Origin of the sequence: Oceanobacillus jordanicus, assembly GCF_022095695.1 — a bacterium.
Lineage (GTDB): Bacteria > Bacillota > Bacilli > Bacillales > Amphibacillaceae > Oceanobacillus_B > Oceanobacillus_B jordanicus.
Genome location: NZ_JAIFZM010000003.1, coordinates 306,776 through 326,672 on the forward strand (window position 1 = coordinate 306,776; position 19,897 = coordinate 326,672).

Annotated in this window: 27 protein-coding genes and 2 pseudogenes; 5 read left to right on the forward strand and 24 right to left on the reverse strand. The window is 38.5% G+C overall.

Annotated elements, in window-relative coordinates; all coding sequences use genetic code 11:
* Positions 1-36: 36 nt before the first annotated feature.
* Positions 37-798 carry a phosphotransferase family protein gene (locus K3T81_RS05565; protein ID WP_238018749.1) on the reverse strand — a complete coding sequence of 254 codons (762 nt, stop codon included), beginning with the start codon at positions 796-798 and terminating at the stop codon, positions 37-39.
* Between the two features lie 637 nt (positions 799-1,435).
* On the opposite strand from K3T81_RS05565, the gene K3T81_RS05570 reads away from it, so the two are divergent.
* Positions 1,436-2,935, forward strand: coding sequence for a DHA2 family efflux MFS transporter permease subunit (locus K3T81_RS05570; RefSeq protein WP_238018781.1), 1,500 nt, complete (start codon positions 1,436-1,438; stop codon positions 2,933-2,935).
* Positions 2,936-2,985: 50 nt separating this feature from the next.
* On the opposite strand, the gene K3T81_RS05575 is transcribed toward K3T81_RS05570, so the two are convergent.
* From K3T81_RS05575 to K3T81_RS05585, 3 genes are read right to left on the reverse strand one after another with little or no spacing between them, the layout of a single operon-like run.
* Positions 2,986-3,285, reverse strand: a complete 300-nt coding sequence (locus K3T81_RS05575) for a hypothetical protein (protein WP_238018750.1) — start codon at positions 3,283-3,285, stop codon at positions 2,986-2,988.
* Positions 3,286-3,298: 13 nt separating this feature from the next.
* Positions 3,299-3,922 carry a hypothetical protein gene (locus K3T81_RS05580; RefSeq protein ID WP_238018751.1) on the reverse strand — a complete coding sequence of 208 codons (624 nt, stop codon included), beginning with the start codon at positions 3,920-3,922 and terminating at the stop codon, positions 3,299-3,301.
* Between the two features lie 7 nt (positions 3,923-3,929).
* Entirely contained in the window at positions 3,930-4,679 is a 750-nt protein-coding gene (locus tag K3T81_RS05585; protein WP_238018752.1) for a phosphorylase family protein, read from the reverse strand.
* A gap of 149 nt (positions 4,680-4,828) precedes the next feature.
* Here K3T81_RS05585 and K3T81_RS05590 point away from each other — a divergent pair, with 149 nt between their 5' ends.
* Positions 4,829-5,281 (forward strand): ASCH domain-containing protein, encoded by a 453-nt coding sequence (locus K3T81_RS05590; RefSeq protein WP_161465524.1) that lies wholly within the window; start codon positions 4,829-4,831, stop codon positions 5,279-5,281.
* A 66-nt stretch (positions 5,282-5,347) separates the two neighbouring features.
* Here the strand turns inward: K3T81_RS05590 and K3T81_RS05595 are convergent, their stop codons facing one another.
* The 20 genes and pseudogenes from K3T81_RS05595 to K3T81_RS05690 form a co-directional block, all read right to left on the reverse strand.
* Positions 5,348-6,724, reverse strand: a complete 1,377-nt coding sequence (locus K3T81_RS05595; protein WP_238018753.1) for an alkaline phosphatase — start codon at positions 6,722-6,724, stop codon at positions 5,348-5,350.
* A 274-nt stretch (positions 6,725-6,998) separates the two neighbouring features.
* Positions 6,999-7,928 carry a phosphotransferase gene (locus K3T81_RS05600; protein WP_238018754.1) on the reverse strand — a complete coding sequence of 310 codons (930 nt, stop codon included), beginning with the start codon at positions 7,926-7,928 and terminating at the stop codon, positions 6,999-7,001.
* A 17-nt stretch (positions 7,929-7,945) separates the two neighbouring features.
* Complete coding sequence (locus K3T81_RS05605; protein WP_238018755.1) at positions 7,946-8,473, reverse strand: GNAT family N-acetyltransferase; 528 nt, start codon at positions 8,471-8,473, stop codon at positions 7,946-7,948.
* A gap of 19 nt (positions 8,474-8,492) precedes the next feature.
* Entirely contained in the window at positions 8,493-8,903 is a 411-nt protein-coding gene (locus tag K3T81_RS05610) for a DUF4181 domain-containing protein (protein ID WP_238018756.1), read from the reverse strand.
* A 42-nt stretch (positions 8,904-8,945) separates the two neighbouring features.
* A pseudogene (locus K3T81_RS05615) lies at positions 8,946-9,352 on the reverse strand (NUDIX hydrolase).
* Between the two features lie 4 nt (positions 9,353-9,356).
* Positions 9,357-9,785, reverse strand: coding sequence for a VOC family protein (locus tag K3T81_RS05620; protein WP_238018758.1), 429 nt, complete (start codon positions 9,783-9,785; stop codon positions 9,357-9,359).
* A complete protein-coding gene (locus K3T81_RS05625) occupies positions 9,778-10,485 on the reverse strand; it encodes an aspartate/glutamate racemase family protein (RefSeq protein WP_238018760.1) in 708 nt (235 codons plus the stop codon). Before K3T81_RS05625 ends, K3T81_RS05620 begins: the two co-directional genes overlap by 8 nt.
* Positions 10,486-10,671: 186 nt before the next feature.
* The gene (locus K3T81_RS05630) at positions 10,672-11,076 is read right to left on the reverse strand and encodes a VOC family protein (RefSeq protein WP_238018762.1); all 405 of its coding nucleotides are present in this window, start codon (positions 11,074-11,076) and stop codon (positions 10,672-10,674) included.
* Positions 11,077-11,090: 14 nt separating this feature from the next.
* Positions 11,091-11,597 (reverse strand): GNAT family N-acetyltransferase, encoded by a 507-nt coding sequence (locus K3T81_RS05635; RefSeq protein WP_238018764.1) that lies wholly within the window; start codon positions 11,595-11,597, stop codon positions 11,091-11,093.
* A gap of 20 nt (positions 11,598-11,617) precedes the next feature.
* Positions 11,618-11,977, reverse strand: a complete 360-nt coding sequence (locus K3T81_RS05640; protein WP_238018765.1) for a cupin domain-containing protein — start codon at positions 11,975-11,977, stop codon at positions 11,618-11,620.
* Positions 11,977-12,423, reverse strand: coding sequence for a YrvL family regulatory protein (locus tag K3T81_RS05645; RefSeq protein ID WP_238018767.1), 447 nt, complete (start codon positions 12,421-12,423; stop codon positions 11,977-11,979). Before K3T81_RS05645 ends, K3T81_RS05640 begins: the two co-directional genes overlap by 1 nt.
* A gap of 9 nt (positions 12,424-12,432) precedes the next feature.
* Positions 12,433-12,609 (reverse strand): hypothetical protein, encoded by a 177-nt coding sequence (locus tag K3T81_RS05650; protein WP_238018769.1) that lies wholly within the window; start codon positions 12,607-12,609, stop codon positions 12,433-12,435.
* Positions 12,610-12,621: 12 nt separating this feature from the next.
* Positions 12,622-12,984 carry a hypothetical protein gene (locus K3T81_RS05655; protein ID WP_106896130.1) on the reverse strand — a complete coding sequence of 121 codons (363 nt, stop codon included), beginning with the start codon at positions 12,982-12,984 and terminating at the stop codon, positions 12,622-12,624.
* A 141-nt stretch (positions 12,985-13,125) separates the two neighbouring features.
* On the reverse strand, positions 13,126-13,620 hold the full coding sequence (locus K3T81_RS05660; RefSeq protein ID WP_238018770.1) for a GNAT family N-acetyltransferase: 495 nt from the start codon (positions 13,618-13,620) through the stop codon (positions 13,126-13,128).
* A gap of 150 nt (positions 13,621-13,770) precedes the next feature.
* The gene (locus K3T81_RS05665; protein WP_238018783.1) at positions 13,771-14,148 is read right to left on the reverse strand and encodes a DnaJ family domain-containing protein; all 378 of its coding nucleotides are present in this window, start codon (positions 14,146-14,148) and stop codon (positions 13,771-13,773) included.
* Between the two features lie 217 nt (positions 14,149-14,365).
* On the reverse strand, positions 14,366-14,920 hold the full coding sequence (locus K3T81_RS05670; RefSeq protein WP_161465312.1) for an SLOG family protein: 555 nt from the start codon (positions 14,918-14,920) through the stop codon (positions 14,366-14,368).
* 95 nt (positions 14,921-15,015) lie between these two features.
* Entirely contained in the window at positions 15,016-15,474 is a 459-nt protein-coding gene (locus tag K3T81_RS05675; RefSeq protein ID WP_161465313.1) for a spore coat protein, read from the reverse strand.
* A 137-nt stretch (positions 15,475-15,611) separates the two neighbouring features.
* On the reverse strand, positions 15,612-16,385 hold the full coding sequence (locus K3T81_RS05680; RefSeq protein ID WP_058949932.1) for an ABC transporter permease: 774 nt from the start codon (positions 16,383-16,385) through the stop codon (positions 15,612-15,614).
* Positions 16,372-17,349, reverse strand: coding sequence for an ABC transporter ATP-binding protein (locus K3T81_RS05685; protein WP_238018771.1), 978 nt, complete (start codon positions 17,347-17,349; stop codon positions 16,372-16,374). Before K3T81_RS05685 ends, K3T81_RS05680 begins: the two co-directional genes overlap by 14 nt.
* Before the next feature lie 323 nt (positions 17,350-17,672).
* Positions 17,673-18,251, reverse strand: a complete 579-nt coding sequence (locus K3T81_RS05690; protein ID WP_238018772.1) for a GNAT family N-acetyltransferase — start codon at positions 18,249-18,251, stop codon at positions 17,673-17,675.
* Positions 18,252-18,375: 124 nt separating this feature from the next.
* On the opposite strand from K3T81_RS05690, the gene K3T81_RS05695 reads away from it, so the two are divergent.
* The 3 genes and pseudogenes from K3T81_RS05695 to K3T81_RS05705 all read left to right on the forward strand — a co-directional run.
* Positions 18,376-18,759: a hypothetical protein gene (locus K3T81_RS05695; protein WP_238018773.1), complete on the forward strand. Its 384-nt coding sequence runs from the start codon at positions 18,376-18,378 to the stop codon at positions 18,757-18,759.
* Positions 18,696-19,463, forward strand: coding sequence for a membrane protein insertase YidC (gene yidC, locus K3T81_RS05700; protein WP_238018774.1), 768 nt, complete (start codon positions 18,696-18,698; stop codon positions 19,461-19,463). The genes K3T81_RS05695 and yidC overlap by 64 nt, the downstream gene beginning before the upstream one ends.
* 112 nt (positions 19,464-19,575) lie before the next feature.
* Positions 19,576-19,817 (forward strand): annotated as a pseudogene (locus K3T81_RS05705) (recombinase family protein); the annotation flags it as partial.
* Between the last annotated feature and the right edge of the window lie 80 nt (positions 19,818-19,897).

Sequence of the window (19,897 nt, forward strand, 5' to 3'; positions counted from 1 at the left end):
CTCTACTGTATAACTTTAAACTCACCGCTCATATAGTTAATCACCCGTCATTTCCCTGACTAGTCTATCGTTTGCCCAATGTATGTACAAGTCTAACTCTTCCCTTCCTTTACTATTACTGTAATATCCATCTAACCAAGCTTCTCTAAATCTTTTTACTAAAACATGATCTATACCGAGATATTGTCTCGCTTCCTCTACACTTAAAATAGAATACGTTCGAGCAAGATCATATCTATAATCGCCAGATGAGGCATTCATCCAATCAAGCACCCCTGTTATTTTACTATTTTCCGCAAGTACATTTAATGGATGGTAGTCCATGTGTAAAAAACAGATCTTTGTCTCGTTGGCAGAACGTGCATTTTCGTAGAGTTTCTTTTCTCTTTCGGATTTTGGCGCAAGCCACTCTGATTTCCCCATTTCAGATGGCATAACATCGTGCAATTGACGCTGCATTCTTCCAAAATCCATTCCAAGTTCTGTAGCATTTTTCGGGTTGTCCAATAGTTCTTGTAATACTGTCCTCCCTCTCCCCCATCCCATTACCATGACAGCATATTTCTCCACTTCCATTACCTGATGTACGAATGGTACAGGGATACCGTTCTTGTGCGCAATATTAATTAAGTGCTCTTCCTGTTTGAACTGATCTACTCTTTCATGTGGAAGTATACGAACAGCATAACGCTTTTCACTCATGTTTCTAACTTTATAGACAACACTGTCTCTTCCACCTGTTATTCTTTGGAAATCTAAAATTACGCCGATGTTTAATTGCTCCAAAATTTTTTCCAAGATTTTGTCACCTTCCATCCTCTATTTATACTCCATTCAATAAGCCCCCCACAATTTCCTTCCTGTTAGAAAAACTCGCATTTGCTCGTCCTTTAGCCAAAGTGAAAGTGTTCTTATACTTGGACCTTCAAAATTTTCACTGCGTCGGCTTTACTTCCTTGCTGAAATTTTATACTCTCCTAACGTGCAAAAAAAGAAGCTGGCTTTTCGCCAGCTATCCCACTTCATCTATTATCTTTTGTATGACTTGCCTTTTCGTTTATTCATATATTTTCTTACCATCGGATAAATAATTGGTCCGTACTTAACAAGCTTGCGAATTAAACCTTTCATATACATCCTCCATTATTAAGTATTCTATCCTTTATAATTCCTTCTTTCGAAAAAACCTAAACTAAATAAAAAGCTCCAAGCAAAAAAATAATGTCGAACCAAGCAGGACAACCACACCTTTTTATAATCAGAGTACAACTTATAACGTCCACTTTAATCACTTACATTGTAGTGTTTTTGTGAAAAATGTTTTTTCTTATTGATTTATTTGTACTACCGGTATAAAATATATAAATATTATCTAAGAGGAAAGAAGGAATCATGATTGGAAATAAACAAACTACATGAAAAACCACCTTATGGAATGATTGCTATATTGTTCATTGGTGCTTTTGTGTCTATATTAAATGAGACATTGCTGAATGTTGCACTACCTTCTATTATGGAAGAATTCGAAGTGAAAGCGACTGCCGTTCAATGGTTGTCTACTGGTTACATGCTGATTAACGGAATACTAATTCCAGCAAGTGCCTTTTTTATTCAGCGATTTACTAATAAAAGTTTATTTATCACAGCTATGACGCTTTTTACAATTGGAACATTGACTGCAAGTCTCGCACCATCTTTCGGTGTATTACTTGCTGCCCGAATGATCCAGGCTTCTGGCTCTGCTGTAATGATGCCATTATTAATGAATGTGATGCTTACAGCGTTTCCCGTGGAAAAACGAGGAGCTGCAATGGGAACGTTTGGCCTAGTTATGATCGTAGCGCCTGCTATTGGTCCAACTTTGTCCGGATGGGTCATCGAGCATTATAGCTGGAGAACTTTATTTGATATCGTTCTACCTTTTGCTATCTTTACGCTTTTATACAGTATTTTCAAACTAAAAAACATTACACCACAGCGGAATATCAAACTTGATATCCTGTCTATTATTCTATCAAGTCTAGGTTTTGGTGGATTACTTTACGGTTTCAGTACAGCGGGAGAAAATGGCTGGAATGATCCTTTGGTTTATGGCACCATAGCTATCGGCGCTATTTCCGTAATCGGTCTAATTATCCGCCAATTAAACATGGATGATCCTATGCTCGAATTTCGGATTTTCAAATACCCTATGTTTGCCTTATCTTCTACTATTTCTATTGTATTGGCGATCGCAATGTTTTCCGGCATGATTCTAATGCCAATATACATTCAAACCATCCGAGGCATCTCTCCGATGGATTCAGGTTTACTCATGCTTCCCGGTGCTATTTTAATGGGAATTATGTCGCCGATCACAGGTAGATTATTTGATAAATATGGCGCACGCTTATTAGCACTGATAGGATTAACCATTACCATTGCAACAACCTATTCTTTCAGCAGACTTAGTTTGGATACCAGTTACGGAACCATCATGTTAATCTATACTATTCGCATGTTCGGTATGTCCATGGTTATGATGCCGATTATGACAAATGGATTAAACCAGTTGCCGATGAAGGATAACCCGCATGGAACTGCGATGAATAATACCTTGCAACAGGTTTCTGGTGCGATTGGCTCAGCCTTATTAATTACAGTGATGAATAATCGCACGGAGACAAAAGCAACAGAGTTAAGTGCAGCGGTCGATCCAAGTACTTTAGCCTCTCAACAAGCTGCTGCAGAAGTACAAGCTGATATATTAAATCAGTCTATGCTAAGTGGAATTAATTTCAGCTTCCTGGTATCAACTTTTATTGCAATTTTGGCGTTTGTATTGGCATTCTTCATTAAACGGGTGCAAACTTCGACTAACAATCCAGAACCAAAAGGTCCAGAAAAGGAAACAGAAGGGATATTAAATAAACCTACTGTCGCTACAGAATCTTAAGACAGAACAAAACTCCCCTGAGCTAGCCATATGGCCAACAGGGGAGTTTTTTAACCACCTAACCACTCCATTGGGAATGGTAATAGTATACATAGTATTGACGCACATAATATAACAAACGTCATATTAAGTGGGAGCTTTTTCCGCCCCTTCCCTTGGTACCAACCCGAAAATTGAAATATGTTACGATACAATACAAAAAGCGTTAAATAGATACCTATTGCACCTATCCACTTATAGGTCACAATTCCCTCATAAGCACTGTAAATAGAATTTAATACTTCCCATGTAAATCCTCCAAGCAGTATAAAAATAAAGATAATCCTTAACAACTCCAGTATTACTCGCATTAGTGCTCACTCCTTATTCGGTACATCCTTCGTCTCCAATATGACAGTCCATTAGTGTTGCAGATACAAGAAAGGCATGCTCATATGCAGTGACTTCTATCAAATCCTCCTCTGAAGCAATATCAGTCGGTATCGAAATATTCTCCTGATTGCTTTTTACTATGGAAGCAATAATGGTTTTTTCTCCTATTTTCAATTCGGTTTCATCCATTCCTACAGAACTAACAGTCATATCCATATTTGACAAGCTATCCATAGGATCCGTTTCCAAACTGGTCATTCCATTTTCTGTAATAACTGCAGCATTCCATTTTTCTTTATCCTTATACGGCGTGTTTAGAAGCACGAACCGTGATTTTTTTTCTTCTATCGATGTACCAAAGTCCACAATTGTGTCTACAAGTTCTCCTTCTTGATAATAATCCACTTTTAATCGTACCTCTTTTGCATTCTCATTTAAAAATTCTACATCATAAATAAAGAAGGTTTCACTAACTAAATCAGTTAGACTGCGTTCGTACTCGGTAAGCTCCCCTTCCTTAATCAGTGCATCACCTTGTTGGGATTCCGAGTTACAGGCTGTTAGTAACGCAAATAAACTGACTACAATAAGGAATGTAACTTTCCGTGTTATCATTTTCTTCCTACTTTCCTAAACTACTAAGATATAATGCTATTTCTCTAATTCTCTGGTCGGTTCTCTCTTCAATTTGCTCATAATCGGCTATACGCGAATACAAGGTATCCCCTTGTATCAAATGGTCAGAAAGATTAAGTAAACCAACAGCACTCCGATTGTATTTACTGGCAACCGCAAAAGTCGTAGCTGTCTCCATGTCCACCCCAATAAACCCTCGATTTGACCAATCCTCCACTAGCTCTTTTGTCTCCATTAACATAGCACTTGTGGTATATATATTGCCAGTTACATAGCTATAGTTCATTTCTTCGCAATAGGCAATCGCTTCATTAACCAGCATGGGATCGGCATATACCATATCTTGTTCGGATAAATACCACCTAGAAACTCCATCCTCCATATAAGCACCTGTTACAATAAAGATGTCTCCATAGGACGCTTGCTTTGAAAGCCCTCCAAAATAGCCTGTTTGGATCATTATTTCTGTACCAAGCATAGCAAAACGATGCGCTATCATGGCAGCTTGAGGCCCTCCAAACACATTTGCAAATCCAATTCTAGTTTGATTGTAGTTTCCTGTAATGGCATTCCATGTAGGGATCCATTGTTCTTCTGCCAACAACTCTTTCCAAATTTCAATGTTCCATGCATGCTCCCATTCCCCATGCAAAATAAAGGCTGTGGGAATATTTTCATCTTTAATATGTAAAGCTTTCATCCAGTCTGCTTTTGTCATTTCTCCATATAAGGTCATATGTATATACTCCTAACTACTGTCTTTTAGTTATTATTCGCTATTCTATTCATAATTTCCTTTTTTTATAAAATTAAGTATTGTATGCTTAATTACAAATGTAAATTCTTACAGAATACGTAACAAGCACCTTTTTAGGAGGAAGAAAAATGAATACAGCTGCACAATCATATTGGAATAATTTTTGGGAATCGAAAAACCAAGTAAAACCAGAGTCCTATGAATCTTGGCAATTTGGAGCAGATCCAGATTATTTAGCACAACTAGTTATAGATGGCGTAAAAACAGCAACTTGCTCTGGATTAATCTTCTATGAAATGGAGAACGAGCCTTTGCCAGCTGTGGAGGATTATAGTGTCATATTGAATTCAAATGACGAGCCAATGGCAATTATCAAAACAGTAAAGGTTGATATTATGCCAATGAATGAGGTTCCAGAGGAATTTGCTATTGCTGAAGGGGAAGGCGACAGAACGTACCAGTACTGGAAGGATGCTCATGTGAAATTCTTTACTAATGAATTGCAACAAATGGGATTGGATTTCAAAGAGGACATGCTGTTAGTTTGTGAACGATTTGAATTAATAGATGTTAACAGGTAAAAGTGCTTGGGGAGATTTAAACCCCAAGCACTTTCCTTCCAGAACGCTTATCTAATAGATTCCGCCTTAATTATCCAGGCTTATACCAAGGGATTCTGCTATGAATTTAGGTAGATCTGTATTGTCATGAAACCCTGTGAAATCCTCTGATGCTGGCCCATATACATACAGTGGAATATCTACAGATGTGTGATTACTGCTTGTCCAACCAATATTTGCTTTGTTACTAATAAGTTCGTTTATTGTAACGACTGGATCCTCCGCCTCTTGTATTTGTTGGATTTCGCTTGCACTCCATTCCAAATCGGTATACGTTTCAAGCACCTCTTGACTATTCGTACGTCCTTCGTTCAGTTCAGAGGCCATATGGGTACCAGTTGCTTTCACCTTTTTTAAAATTTCTGGAGAAGCGTTAGATGGCGAACCATCTATCCCAGTGGTCATTCCACCTGTTTCATGGTCACCACCAATTACGACCAGTGTTTCTCCATCTTCCTCAGCAAATGCTAATGCAGCTTTTACCGCTGCCTCAAATGCTTCTACTTCGCTCATTGCCCATCCAGCATCATTAGCATGGCCTGCCCAGTCAATCTGACTGCCTTCCACCATAAGAAAGAATCCATCTTCATCCTGCTCGAGGATTTCAACAGCTGTTTCTGTCATTTCAGCTAAACTTGGTTGTACTTTCTTATCACGAGCCAATTCGTCTGGTAACGCGCCACCTGCAAATAAACCTAGTAATTTATCATCCTGTTTTAAAGCAATATCATTTTGATTCATTAATTCCTGACGGGTCTCAATTACCTTATACCCTCTTTCCTTTGCTGCTTCCAACACATTCATATCTTCCTGATTACCGCCCATCGTTTCAGGTAGAAAATTATTCATTCCACCGCCAAGCATGACATCCACTTCATTTGCAATCAGTTGTCTGGCGATTTCTGTTTCATTGTTACGGCTTTCTACATGTGAAGCAAATGCTGCTGGAGTCGCATGTGTAATGGCAGAAGTGGATACTAACCCTGTTGCCATCTCTTGTTCTTTAGAAGCTTCCAAAATGGTTTCCAATTCTTCTCCTTCAGGGTTAAGGCCAATCATTCCATTGTTCGTTTTTACCCCGGTAGCCATTGCTGTACCAGCTGCAGCTGAATCTGTAATACTTGAATTAGCAGAATATGTGGTGTACATGCCTTTTAAATGCTTATCCCATGCAGCATCCTCACCCTTATAAAGGCGATAATTCTTCGCATAGTCAGCATTAAAACCATCAGGAATCATATAAATTACATTTTCTACATCTTGTTTTCCGTTCCGTGCTTCCACCCAATCAGGCTTTCCTTTTCCTGCCCATTCCGGCTTACCCGCTTCTACCGTAGGAACAGAGCCCATCCCGGAAAAAATAAGACCAGCACTCAATGCGACAACCCCAACCTTTTTAAACATGCCATCTCTCCTCTCAAATTTAACTCAGTACAAGCATAACGGAGAGATTTTAAAAGAGATTAAATAGAAGGTAAATACCCAGTGAATTTTTTTAGGAGAAATGGTTCCCTGGCAATATGCCTAGTTGTCTTCCTTCGACTCCTACTCCATACTCCTAAACAATTCTACTTAATATTTTAGTAGCATAATAAGCATACTAGATTTTCCCTATGATAGAGATAATGAGCAACACAGTGACAATAACAGCATACCAATTTCATTAACTAGCAATTCCTTATAGTGTATATGCCGATAGATCATTCAAGGTTTGGGCTAAGCTTTCAAATAGTGATCGCTGTTCGGGCCTGTCCCAATCCTCCGGAACCTCTGCCATCAACCACATCACTTCATCAAGAAACACATGTTCAAGTGCGGCATTCCAATAGGTTTTTTCCATTTCAGTTAATTCGGTAAACTCTGCATACCCTTTCATAAAATGAGTCCACTGATTAGGCGTAAATAGTTTATCAGGAGCACTATCCATTTCATTGTGAAATAGAAACAGCACTAATGCTAAATCATAAATTCTCGGTATCCATGTGGCATTATCTGGATCGATTAAGTAAGGAGATGGTGTATAAACTAAGTTATTTGCTTTATAGTCATGTGGGGTCATGACTTTTGGTAAAGCAATATCTTTTAGTCTCTCCTGCTGTGCAACAGCTTGACTAAGCTTCGTTTCGAGTAATGGAAGACTTATGTCCACATCATGTTGACCAACATGTTCGCTAATTTGCTTCATACTTTCATCTACTTCATCCAAATTAAAATCGTAGACATCATAGACACTTAATTGGTAAGCATTTTCTTGCGGTGAGATTGCATGTATTTTTCCAAGCAGTTTACCAGCCTCATATATTTCTCCGTCTTTACCAGTATATACATCGCCCTTAATGAACGGATAAGCTACATAAACTTCATCCTCTATCTGTTGTGGATTGTGCGTTGTTAAGTCAACAGGAGTGACAACAGGCACTTTATTTTCTTTTAAATACCGTAAATATTCCATTAGCCTTTCTGCTTTATCCAACGGACGCTGGGTTTTCTTAATAATAACGTCGTCTTCTCCCTTGGAAACTCGGTATACCGGGGAAAAAGCATATATACTCTCTGGTTCTTCAATTGTAAGAAAACCAAACCTCTTTAAAATATCTTTACCATTCATAAGTTCCCTCTCCTACTCTATGTTCGGTATTCCATTAACCAGCAATCTCGATACTCCCCTTCATGATACTCATGAGCGGGCAGTCGTTTTATCTTTTTAAACCCGCATTTTTCATAGCAGCGGATGGCCCGATAATTTGTGACTTGGGGATCTAAAATAACAACATCTACCTGTTTTTCCTGTTGCAGATAATTAAGCATCGACTGAACAAGCATGGTTCCAATTCCCTTCCCCCAGTAATTAGGCTCCCCTATAAACTGGTCCATCCCATATGTAACTTCTTCATATCCTGTAAGGTTGCTCGTTCTCTCAGTAATTTCGTAAAATTGAATGTAACCAATAGCTACCTCCTCATATATGACGATACACTTGCTTACTTCAGGTTCATTCTGGTAAAAATCCTCTCTCACCATACGAAGATCATATGGATTATCCCTGCCCTCATAAAACGCCAACACTTCTGCGTTAGATAACCATTTTACAAGCGTCAGCTCATCTTTTCTCTCAATAGTTCGCACCAAAAGCTTATCTGCTTTATACACCATAACTCACCTGTATTCTTTATTAGATATTAAATAATCCAAACCCATTTGTTAGTAATAATAGGATTGCAAATAGGATAAAACCTCCAAGTTCAATAAGGGTTATATAATGAAACTTTCTACTTTTTATATACTTCCATTCCATAAAAGCTTTTACCGATTCTTGTATTACCGCTAGGCTCAATATCGCATAAATGGTTTCTTTTAAATCATCTTGGTAAATGAAGTAGACAATAATGAAAACCGAAGCAATCCTAATAAGCCAATCAAATTTTTGATGTATTTTATTCACATGGTCATAGGAGAAAAATTTCTTTTTTATATGAAACAACTTATTTAGATAATTCCTTAACAACACTTGTAGCACTGTTACAATTGCGGTCAGCAGAAGAATTTTCATCAAGAACTCTACGTAATCAAACTCGCCGTACACTTTTAGCCCCCTTGTTTAAATTCACTTTGGTCATTAATTTACTTAACTGCTTAACGTCCTAAGGAAAAATCCTCGATCTTTTGGGAAGGAAAGGTCTAACGTTTCTAACTCTTTTTTGGATTTCCAAGCAATTTCATGGATGAGATGGTCTGGGCCTGAATAGTTGGAATTCCACCAATGATTCTCACAGCATAGTAGTGTACTTCCACCTGGATTGGGATTTCCTCTATTTCCGCCTGTTTTACCATCAATTCTTCAACTATTTCAACCAAGTAACCTGTTTCTTCCCAAACCTCTCTTAAGCAACAAGAAACGAAAGTCTCGCCATCCTCTTTATTACCTGTAGGAACAGACCAGGTTTTCTTTTCATCTACCTTGCCTTGCAAGACCATAAGCAATTCGTTGTTTTCGTTTAGACATACTCCTGCAGCACCCTCCCACGTTTCCATCGGTTTATAGATACTCATTGTTGATACCATATTTCTCTTTAAAATCTGGGCTTAGTTCGCTCCAAATATCAAACTTGTTTCCGCTTGGATCATAGAAGATGAAATTTCTTCCCGCATGTCCCCGGTCCTCAATAGGACCAATTTTTATGCCACTTTCATTAAACTGCTGATGCAAGTTTTCTAAAGCAACCAGCCCATCCACCTCAAATGTCATTGAGAAATGAACGTTGCCATCACTATCCTCAAAATTGGCCGTTGCCTTTTCTGAAGCCTTTACAAGGAAAAAGCTCTGGTTCGCAAAATTAATAATTGCTTTTTTCTCATCCTGATACATGACATCTGCACCAAGATTGCTTTTATACCATTTAGCAGATCCTTCTACATGATGAACAGGTATGTACGTTGTCCCTACTCGCCAAATAGTGTTATCCACGTCCTACACCTACCTCTAAAGCCTTATCCACAGCTTTTATTGCATGAATGTGTGTTGTATCAAACACAGGGACTGGAGCATCCTCTGTTTTTATCAAAAGACCGATTTCTGTGCAGCCTAATACAATGCCTTCCGCTCCTTGCTCTATTAGATCCGCAATAACCGATTTAAAATATTCTCTTGAGCTAGACTCTATCTTTCCATGACATAATTCATTGAAAATTATCGTATTGACCTCTTCACGTGCTGCCTTTTCAGGAATGATTACCTCTATCCCATTTTCTTCAACTCTTTGTTTGTAAAAATCCTGTTCCATCGTATAAGAGGTACCTAATAAGCCTACCTTTTTGATCTTGGCATTTCGAATAGCTAAGGTAGTAGCATCCGCAATGTGAAGGACCGGGATCTTAACACGAGATTCAATTTGTTTCACCACTTTATGCATGGTGTTCGTACATATTAAAATAAAATCAGCGCCGGCCCGTTCAAGAGAAGACGCACAATCAGCTAAAATCTTCCCTGCTCTCTCCCATTCCCCAGTCTTTTGACAATGCTCAATTTCTTCGAAGTCCACACTATGCAGGACGATTTTGGCAGAATGAAGCCCACCAAGTAGTTTATTTATTTCTTCATTTATGATCCGGTAGTATTCAGCTGAGGATTCCCAGCTCATTCCCCCAATTAAGCCAATTATTTTCATTAATTATTCTCCTTTATCCTTACGATTTAATTTGTTATTAAAAAGAGCATAATAAGGATTGCCCATGGTACAACGTATTCCGTCACCCATAACCCAAATACAGTAAGATCTATTCCAATGAGATGTGCTAGAATGAAAGCTGTTGCTGCTAATAGGATATATGGTAATTATTCATGGATATATTTTCTATATCCCTTTCGTGTTCATCAACACGACTCTCCAACCATCTGGATCTTCTATGGTTATTCCCTTCTCTTTCCAGTAACCATTTTCAGGCGCTACTTCGCTGTATCCCATATCTTTAAGTCGTTTTGTAATCCTATTAATCGCTGTTTTTTCTGGAATATAGAATACTAGTAGGTTGTCCTTCGTGGGAGCAGGACATGGACTTCCACTAGTATGTGTCGTGAATTCCAAATGGTAGGCAGCCCCTGGCAAGCCCAATATCACTCCAGTGTATCCTTCATGCCCGGTAAACTCCGTAAGTCTCTTCAGCCCTATTCCGTGCTCATAAAACTCAATTACCTGTTTAAAATGATCAGTAGGACGGGCAATTCGAACTTGCGTAGCATCAAATATATTAAAGTTCATCTTATCCCTCGCTTTTATAAAAGTTCCAAATTGTTCCAACCATATACTTCTTCCTCTACCTTCGTATCCGCAATCCTTATGGTAAGACAATCAATCTTTTGCGCACCCATAGCATGATAAAACTGGATAGCAGGATTCTCTTTAAGCACAAGTACTAACATCGAATTTATCTGAAGCGTTTTTAAGTATTCCACTATCCTATTCAGTAGTTTTCTTCCTATGGCCATGCCTTGAAATTCTTTTAGAATATAGATAGCATACAATTCACCTTGAAAGTCGTTATATCCTTGCGACTTTTTATGTCCACCTGTAGCAAAGCCAATTATCTCTTCTTTGGTGTTAACTGCTACAAAAATGGTGTCTGTTTTAAAATTTTCATTCCAGAGGTTCGTTCGATTTCCATAATCAAGACGGTTTAAAAATTCCTGAGGGAGAATTCCATCATAAGTAGTTCGCCATGCATCAACATGCACTTTGGCAATCCCTGCTGCGTCACCGGGCTTCGCGATTCTAATACGCACAAATTCATCCTCCATTACTCTTAATTCCTTTCCTTCATAAACGTCCCAGGATCAATTCCTTTTCCTTCTATTGTAATGGCAGTCATTCCTTTTTCAGATTTTGTTTCATGCCATTCGCCAGCCTCCCAGAATACAGCCTCACCTTTCACAACTTTCACTTCCTTCTGTTCACTACCGGTAACCATTCCTTCTCCTTCCATAATGAGGAGTAGCTGATCTACCGTAGCAGGATGCAACCCAATGACACCATCTACATCTAAATGCATACAGGAAATTTGTAGATTCGCATTTTCTGTTCGGAGGATACGGGATAGCCAAAAGTCAGATTCATAGCGGCTGATGTGTGTGCCCACCTCTTTATCAAAACGAAACAATTTCATTAGTCTTTTCCTTCCTCCTTATCTTTAAAAGCAAATTCAGTAAGTGACAAAATAATGGCAATGATCATCTCTTGCGGTGCTGAGATAGTAATACCTGTTATAAGCTCATCGACTGTAAAAAGTGCTAGCCATCCTGCGATAACATCAACCAGAATATAGAGATAAATTTTGTAGCGATTAATATTAGCGATAACCAAGAAGAAGACGCCTTTAAAGACCAACTCAAAAATAATGCCGACGCCGAGGAACCATAGACTAAACACAATTAGTAATTTGAATGAGTAGTATTCAATCCCTACGATTATAAATATGCCAGCAAAACCGAAGAAGTAAAGAACCAAGAAAAAAGTAACACTAGAGAGAATAAGCAATGCAAGCATGAATCCAACGGCTATTTTTCCTATAACGCCTAAGTCATCCTTCTGGCTTTTGTTTTTCTTGAACATTCCTCACTCCTAACTCATTACGTAATAGATAACCCCACTAACTACGCTGAATGCTCCCAGGAATATAGCTAGTTGGAGCTTTGTGCTATTATTCAACCAGCTCCATCGTTTCCGTTCAATATCGATCCATAATACATCCACTGTAATGGATACTAAAACTAATACCATTACTGCTATCCAGCCCACTTTGTGTCCCTCCTATTCCATACCGGATATGCCTACAAGAATAAAACCAAAGAGAAGACTGATTACCGAAACACCCGCCAAAAACCACGCGACTGCCTGGTTATTTTTACTTTCCTTCCATGCAGCCAACAGACATAATATAGCTGAGCTGAGCCACAATAAATCAAATAAAAAGTTTCCTACATCGAAGGGGAATAGATCGTATACCTGGGTCAAAACTGTTATCCAATAAAGTAATAGCGTTACAAAAGCAGCCCAAGATAAGCGATGTGGTCGCTCTTTCCATTTTCCGTTTAAAAAGGCAAGGATTATAAAAACTGCTATAAAAGCAGAGACAAATCCTGTAGCAATATAGATAAACTGTGTTAAGGCCAAAGTATCCCTCCATGTTCTCAAATCATTTTTAATCTATGCTTACCGAAAATAGGCATGATTGCGAAAATTTAATTCCTACTTATATAATTGTCATATTTCTTGAACATGTATTTATACGATTGAACGAATAATTGGTTTCGATTAAATCCTGTGTATCTCTTTGACCATTCGCACAGTCTTCAAAATATGGCCGTCTAGTTCCTCGTCAAATGTGCTGTGGACCTGAAAACCTTTTGCGATATAAAAGCTTTTTCCGAGCTCATTGTTTTCTTCTACATTTATAAATAATTCAGTTGCACCCTTTAGCTCATGGATCCCTTTTGCAAGCAATGCGCTGCCTATGCCTTTTCCCTGAACTTTTGGGAGGAGATAGATTGCACTTAGTTCCACTTCTCCCTTCTCTTTGACTCGAGAAAAGTTAGCAAATCCCACAATCTCATTGCTTATTTCCGCAACATACAAAAATGAGGCTTTCATCCTTCTTTGCATCATCTCATCACGATATGCCATATTAATAAAATTTCGCTGAACCGTTTCTGGTATGATCCCTTTGTATGTTGCTTTCCAGCTCGTCCTTGCTACATTCTGTACTAATGGAATATCCTCTTCCTCCATTAATCGTATGACCGTTTCCATCCAACCCCACCCATATTCCAATATTTTCAAACATTATAACATTAATCTTTTTAGGGAAGTACCTTAATTATTATTTTTTGTAGAAGGCGTAATGGTAGTTGAATATGAAAAAAGACAAAATCGTTAAATTGATTTTGCCTCTGTTCTCATTTATTTATCTGTTATACGATTTCGTTGCAAAGACGGCGGGCAAGCAAAATTGTATTCTTTCACTATCTTATTTATCTGCTTAATTTTTTTGGCTCTCTCTTTTCCTTCTATTTGGGATAGCTCCTCTTTTAGTTGATCTATCTTATTTGCAAGCTCCACCCATCTTGGTAATACATTATTATCTTTCATTGTTTTATAAAGTTGCTTTTCCTCGGGATTAAGATAGTCTTGCCCGAGTTGCAATGGTTTTCCTTTTCCTGGGAGGTCTTCAAAATGCCCTTCCCGTTCAGCCTTTTTAATTATCTCTGATAAATGATCTTTATACTCCAGTCTTTCTTCTATTTCAAACGGCTCTTTCTTTTTATCCAAATCTACCAGCCCCCTCTAATAAAAGCTTCACCATTATATTCGCTATAAAGGTGAAGATCCCTGCTTAATAGGTAGATGATGTGCTGAATTTCTCAGGCGATAATACCGCTTGCTCGGCCGATGTGCTCTTTCTCTCAGCCGATAATCACGCTCGCTTGGCCGATGTGCTCTTTCTCTCAGCCGATAACACCCTTGCTCGGCCGATGCAATATCCTCCATGAAAGAATCATTGCCAGTAATCAGGATCTGCCATTCGTATTTCTTCTACAATATCGTCCAAGTCAGCAGGAGTTATAGTGTATACGGGGTAAGCTTCTCCAGCTTCCTTCGCGGCACTATATAAGAAACGGTTGCTCCCAGGAAATTCCTCATCCATTAAGATTAGGCTTGCGTCACTTTTATCTACAAGCCACAAGTTTTTAGCCTTAAACTGGTAGGCTCCTTTATAATCACCTTTGTAAATAGGCTTAAAAAAGTCTGCAAGCATCTTAAGCTCCTCATACTTTTCTTTAAGGGGATCCGGCCAGCGACTCTCTTGGTTTTCGAACGGCGGAAATACACCTAGCTTGATATCATACTCCTCCTGCAAAGAAAATATAATATCAGCCGTCCAAAGCTCTACCCCCATTTGACCAGATATGATAACCCACTCCAATCCTTCTTCAATAAATTGGATAAGCCTTTTTTGAATTGCAGCTTTTACAATATTAATTCGGGGGTCGTTCTCTTTAAATATATTTATCTCGGCAGGTTTATAACCTGAAACAGCTAAAATCTTCATATGTATCCTCCAAACAATAAACCTAACTATCATATGGCATGAGTTTTCCTTATAGAAAAAGGCTGACATGATTACCGTCAGCCTCTATTACTAAGTTAACACCATTTATTTGGTTTTTGCCACTGTTTTGGTCCACCACAATGCTTACCATATCCTGGGTTCATTGCTCCTGCTACTTGACCATTGTGGCCCATGCCTGGACTCATTGCACCGGCTACTTGACCATTTGGTCCCATGCCTGGATACATTGCTCCTGCTACTTGATTATTTGGCCCCATTCCAGGGCTCATTGCTCCCGCTACTTGGTTTGGTGATGGAACGTTGAAAGATCCACCGTACTGATTTACACTGTTTGACGTGTTTTGTACAGATGTGGAGTGTGGAAACACATGCTTGTTCTTAACTAAATGATGGTTCATAACCGTTGTGTGTGATGGATGAATATGCTCCACAACACTCTCTGAATATTGGTTAACACAGTTATATTTCGTTGGATGAACTACTTGCTTTGGTCTCTGGCAGCCACATCCACATTGATGCCCATGATGTCTCATTTAAAATCCCCTTTCCTGTGATAGGTTCATTAATAACCTATGACAGTTGGCCTGATATTGTATAAGACATCGACCTAGTGAGGAAAATAATTTACCCAAACGGCATTCTAAAAAGCGATATTGTTTATGCTAATCGTTTAATAATGTGCCAGCAAGCCTTTTTTCATCGCTACATTCTCGCAATAAAGGAAAACCAGGAGACCAACTATAAAATAGACGACTCCGTTAACCGTTAAAATAATAAAATCGCCTGCACCTAACTGTGTTATTGTGGCGCCGTTTATCATAACCTCCCGCACCATATCCACCCCTTTAACAAATGGAAAATACGCTAGAAAAGGTGCTGTAGACAGGGGTACAAAGGTAAGACCCGCTAATATAAACTGGAGAATCTGTAGAAACGCCTGGACCTGTTTCAAAATAATCGACATCCCCGCGATAATAAACCCAAGCCCAAACATACTGACCAATGACAAAGCAAGGATAGGTATGAGCGCCACAAGATCAATGTTCAGTGATTGCCCTGTTGTCAGCATGGATAAATACAGCAATGCAACAATCATAAAAATATTTACAATGGTAGAGGAAAACAGTCTTGTGACCATAATTCTCCACATTCCCATTGGTGACATACACAGCTGCTCTAGTGTCCCACGCATGGCTTCATTCGTGATTTCCCAGCCAATGTTGTTAACAACCATCATAGCTAAAAACCAGAAAATGTAGTTGACGATTACATACTGCGTATTCACATCCTGAGAGCTTGGGTCACCGATAAGCTGTATCCCGGCAAACATTCCAAGGAAAATAACATAAAAGGTAATAATCATGGCCAACGTGTTTGGCAGATATCTTCTCAACTCCAAATATTCTTTTCTTAAATTTGCTTTGAATAGATTAAGCCAGCGCATGATCTGTTGCCTCCCCTTTTACGATTTTCATAAAGATTTGTTCAAAGTTGATGGTTTTGCGATCAATTGATTCTACTGGTGTACTTTCAGCCTTTAACACTTCAAATAAGTCATATATTTCTTCATTTCGCTGCAAGTCAATTTCCAAAGTCGATTGGTGGGTGTCTGGGATGTATGTAAGGGTTGGGAAAAACTGGAGTAATTTCGTATGCTGTTGGTCGGTTAAGCGTGCACCTAGAGTAACCTTGTACGATCTAACTTCGAATAAGCGTAAGAGGTTCTCGACTCGATCATCGGTAACAATGGTGCCGTTATTGATAATGACAGTCCGCTCACAAAGATCTTGGATTACATCCATGTCATGTGAACTGATGATAATTGTTCGGTTATAGTCTTTTACAATGCCACGTAACAGCTCTCTTACTTCATATCCTGTCTCGACATCAAGACCAAGTGTAGGTTCATCGAGAAGAATGACATCACTATCTGCGAGCATCGCTACAGCTATAGCCAGTTTTTGTTGCATCCCTCTAGATAGACGATTAACAAGTTCATGTTCTTTGTTTTTTAAATTGAATTTAGCTAATAAATCTTCAATTTGTGTTGCTGCTTCCTTTCTGGAAACCCCTCTGTTACCTGCAAAGTAATCTAAATTCTCTCTAACAGTCAAACGCCAATACAGATTACGGTTTCCTTCCAGCACAGAACTTATATGCTGTAGTGCTTTCAAACGCTTTTCCTGGTTATTTATCCCATTAATAAAGATTGTCCCCTCATCAGGCTTTAGTAGCCCACAAATCATTTTAATCGTCGAGGTTTTCCCAGCACCATTTGGGCCAAGTAATCCTAGAATCTCCCCTTTCCTCACCGAAAACGAAATGTCATTTACAGCCTGTACGAGCTCTTTTGTCTTTCGCTTCTTATACGTCTTTTTTACATTGCTTATTTGAACTATGGCGTCCATTCACTCATCCCTTTCCTCATTTCAATTTGGTATATTTCCATGGTAAATAAAAACAGAATAAGATACGACAATCTCTAGTACGAAAAAAATTCAGCCTGGAGGCGGAGGTTTCCTAGGACTCAAATTTGTATGATTTCTGGAATAATGTAATAGGAGAATTTTTTATACGTTTACATACGAAAACCGAGGTTAAAAGTTCCCTCGGTTTTATGAAGAGTTTAATTTTTAAGGAGTACAATGTGTTAGCAATACGGCAATTATATGGACATTGTGTCACTACTAGTATTCACGTTTCCTGCTTCCCGTTACCAAACTACCAATAATCACAACACTTTTGTATAACAGACACACTCATGAACACGCTTAAATTTTTCTTTTACTGCTTCTTTATTTTCCCCAGTATAATGGGCCCACCCCTGCACTAACTGCATCTCACTCTTATTACCTTCTATCTTTGGCAGTTCGTTTCCTTCCATGAATATATGGAGATAGGAGGAGACTAACTTGAAATGATTTTTTTCATACCACGCCCTCACCCATTGGTCATCTCTTGTCCATGCCTCCAAATACATTACTTGTTTTTGAGCTGCTATTTTTTCTAGTTCCTTTAATAGCTTTTCGCCAATCGTTTTTCGCTGAAAGTCCGGATGTACGGCAATATGCCAGATCATTGCCCCTTTTTCTTTCTTCCCAGTACAAACCCGGTTCTCTGTTGTATCATATTCTGCATCAAGAATTCCGACAATCTTCCCTTCACTCACTGCAACTAACTCGATAGACGGATTCTCATAATACTCTTTTTCTCTTAGGACATTATCAAAATACGCAGTCTCAAGAAAGGAGAGAGCACGACAGCGAACCCAGCCTTTTTCATCACTTTGATTATATTGTCTAATTTCCACGAATTAACCCCTATCCTTTTAATTAATAGATGTATTATAATGAAAGTATAGCAAAGATATGAAACTTATTTGCTTACAAAACGTATAAACATCTATCCAAACAATATAAAGGGGGTGAATACCATTGTTTATTGAATTTATGTCGGAGCTAGCAAATGACTTTTCACCAGTGTATGCTTATGTCTTTAGCATTCTGCTGTCAGTCTATTTTTCCTACAAAGCCGCTGATGTTCAATTTGGCACAATTAAAAAGACAAATGAATGCTATACACGTAATATGCATGCCAGCATGATCCATTCTTTATCGGTTCTCATTACGATCGGCGAAACGATTGATAAGCGAAACTGGCGCTCCCATAAAATGATGTACCGGGACGCAGATGATGATACAGACGCTCCTTCCTTCTCGTTATACAGACAGAACAATAAACGAGGAGGACAACAATGGAAAAACAATCGGTATTTACACCTATTAAAAAATACAGCTTTATCGGGGTCATTCTTTTAATCTTTTTGGCAGGTTGCCAAGGGAATGGCAACGGAGAATCAACAGGATGGTTTCAACATTATTTAGTAGAGACTTTCTCTTCCATTATTAAAGGGACAGCGAACTTATTAGGAGATAATTATGGTCTCTCAATCATTCTTATTACGCTTCTTGTTCGCCTTCTAATTATGCCATTTATGCTAAAGCAAATGAAAAAAAGTGCTGAAATGAAAAAGCATATGGACGTCGTTAAGCCTGAAATGGATGAATTGAAAAAGAAATACAGTGATAAAAAAGATGTAGATTCTCAGAAAAAGATGCAACAAGAAATGATGCAACTTTACCAAAAACACGGTATTAATCCACTTGCATCGCTTGCAGGTTGTCTGCCGCTACTAATACAGATGCCCGTTTTACTCGGCTTTTATTATGCGATCAGGCAGACACCAGAAATTGCGACACATTCGTTTTTATGGTTTAACCTTGGACAAACGGATCTGTTGCTAACCGCTATTGCCGTAGCTATTTATTTCTTGCAGGCAAAGGTTTCACAAATTAACATGGCACCAGAGATGAAAAAGCAAATGGCCATCATGGGATATTTGTCACCGATCATGATTGGTATTTTTTCATTTAATTCACCTGCAGCCTTGCCACTATACTGGTCTGTAGGAGGAGCATTCCTCATCATACAAACAATTATAGCTAAGAAAAAATATAGTTAAGCAACTGGATAACACGTCTGCTAAACATACCCCCATGCTAGCCTAGCATGGGGGTGAAATATTTTGGGGATTATATTATAAGTAGAAAAATCAGTGTACATCTTGGTAAGGTGACATCATTTATGTTACGTACTTAACTCGGGTTACTCGTTGTACATAAGATTTATTTGAATTAGTCGATAACATACGGAGTAAAAAGGCAAATTTAAAATCCTTAAAAAATATATGGCTAGATTTATCAGAAAAAACTACAGCCAATTCTTATGGTGGGGAGTAAACCAATTAGAACGTGATCTTATCCGTATTCGACAGCGTGAAGGAATTGAACTGGCTAAGAAAGAAGGAAAGTTTAAATTTGTGAAACTAGGGCCTCATTATATAAAAAGCTATTGATAAGTTGTGTCAAAAATTGGAAAATAATTGAAATTAAATTC

Coding starts and splice junctions, on each gene's coding strand:
- K3T81_RS05640 (WP_238018765.1), bottom strand. CDS start 11,977: ATGAAATTGTTTCGTTTTGATAAAGAGGTGGGCACACACATCAGCCGC.
- K3T81_RS05590 (WP_161465524.1), top strand. CDS start 4,829: ATGAATACAGCTGCACAATCATATTGGAATAATTTTTGGGAATCGAAA.
- K3T81_RS05675 (WP_161465313.1), bottom strand. CDS start 15,474: ATGAGACATCATGGGCATCAATGTGGATGTGGCTGCCAGAGACCAAAG.
- yidC (WP_238018774.1), top strand. CDS start 18,696: ATGGAAAAACAATCGGTATTTACACCTATTAAAAAATACAGCTTTATC.
- K3T81_RS05670 (WP_161465312.1), bottom strand. CDS start 14,920: ATGAAGATTTTAGCTGTTTCAGGTTATAAACCTGCCGAGATAAATATA.
- K3T81_RS05625 (WP_238018760.1), bottom strand. CDS start 10,485: ATGAAAATAATTGGCTTAATTGGGGGAATGAGCTGGGAATCCTCAGCT.
- K3T81_RS05660 (WP_238018770.1), bottom strand. CDS start 13,620: ATGGAAACGGTCATACGATTAATGGAGGAAGAGGATATTCCATTAGTA.
- K3T81_RS05570 (WP_238018781.1), top strand. CDS start 1,436: ATGATTGCTATATTGTTCATTGGTGCTTTTGTGTCTATATTAAATGAG.
- K3T81_RS05580 (WP_238018751.1), bottom strand. CDS start 3,922: ATGATAACACGGAAAGTTACATTCCTTATTGTAGTCAGTTTATTTGCG.
- K3T81_RS05630 (WP_238018762.1), bottom strand. CDS start 11,076: ATGAACTTTAATATATTTGATGCTACGCAAGTTCGAATTGCCCGTCCT.
- K3T81_RS05600 (WP_238018754.1), bottom strand. CDS start 7,928: ATGAATGGTAAAGATATTTTAAAGAGGTTTGGTTTTCTTACAATTGAA.
- K3T81_RS05595 (WP_238018753.1), bottom strand. CDS start 6,724: ATGTTTAAAAAGGTTGGGGTTGTCGCATTGAGTGCTGGTCTTATTTTT.
- K3T81_RS05585 (WP_238018752.1), bottom strand. CDS start 4,679: ATGACCTTATATGGAGAAATGACAAAAGCAGACTGGATGAAAGCTTTA.
- K3T81_RS05645 (WP_238018767.1), bottom strand. CDS start 12,423: ATGTTCAAGAAAAACAAAAGCCAGAAGGATGACTTAGGCGTTATAGGA.
- K3T81_RS05680 (WP_058949932.1), bottom strand. CDS start 16,385: ATGCGCTGGCTTAATCTATTCAAAGCAAATTTAAGAAAAGAATATTTG.
- K3T81_RS05575 (WP_238018750.1), bottom strand. CDS start 3,285: ATGCGAGTAATACTGGAGTTGTTAAGGATTATCTTTATTTTTATACTG.
- K3T81_RS05685 (WP_238018771.1), bottom strand. CDS start 17,349: ATGGACGCCATAGTTCAAATAAGCAATGTAAAAAAGACGTATAAGAAG.
- K3T81_RS05605 (WP_238018755.1), bottom strand. CDS start 8,473: ATGGTGTATAAAGCAGATAAGCTTTTGGTGCGAACTATTGAGAGAAAA.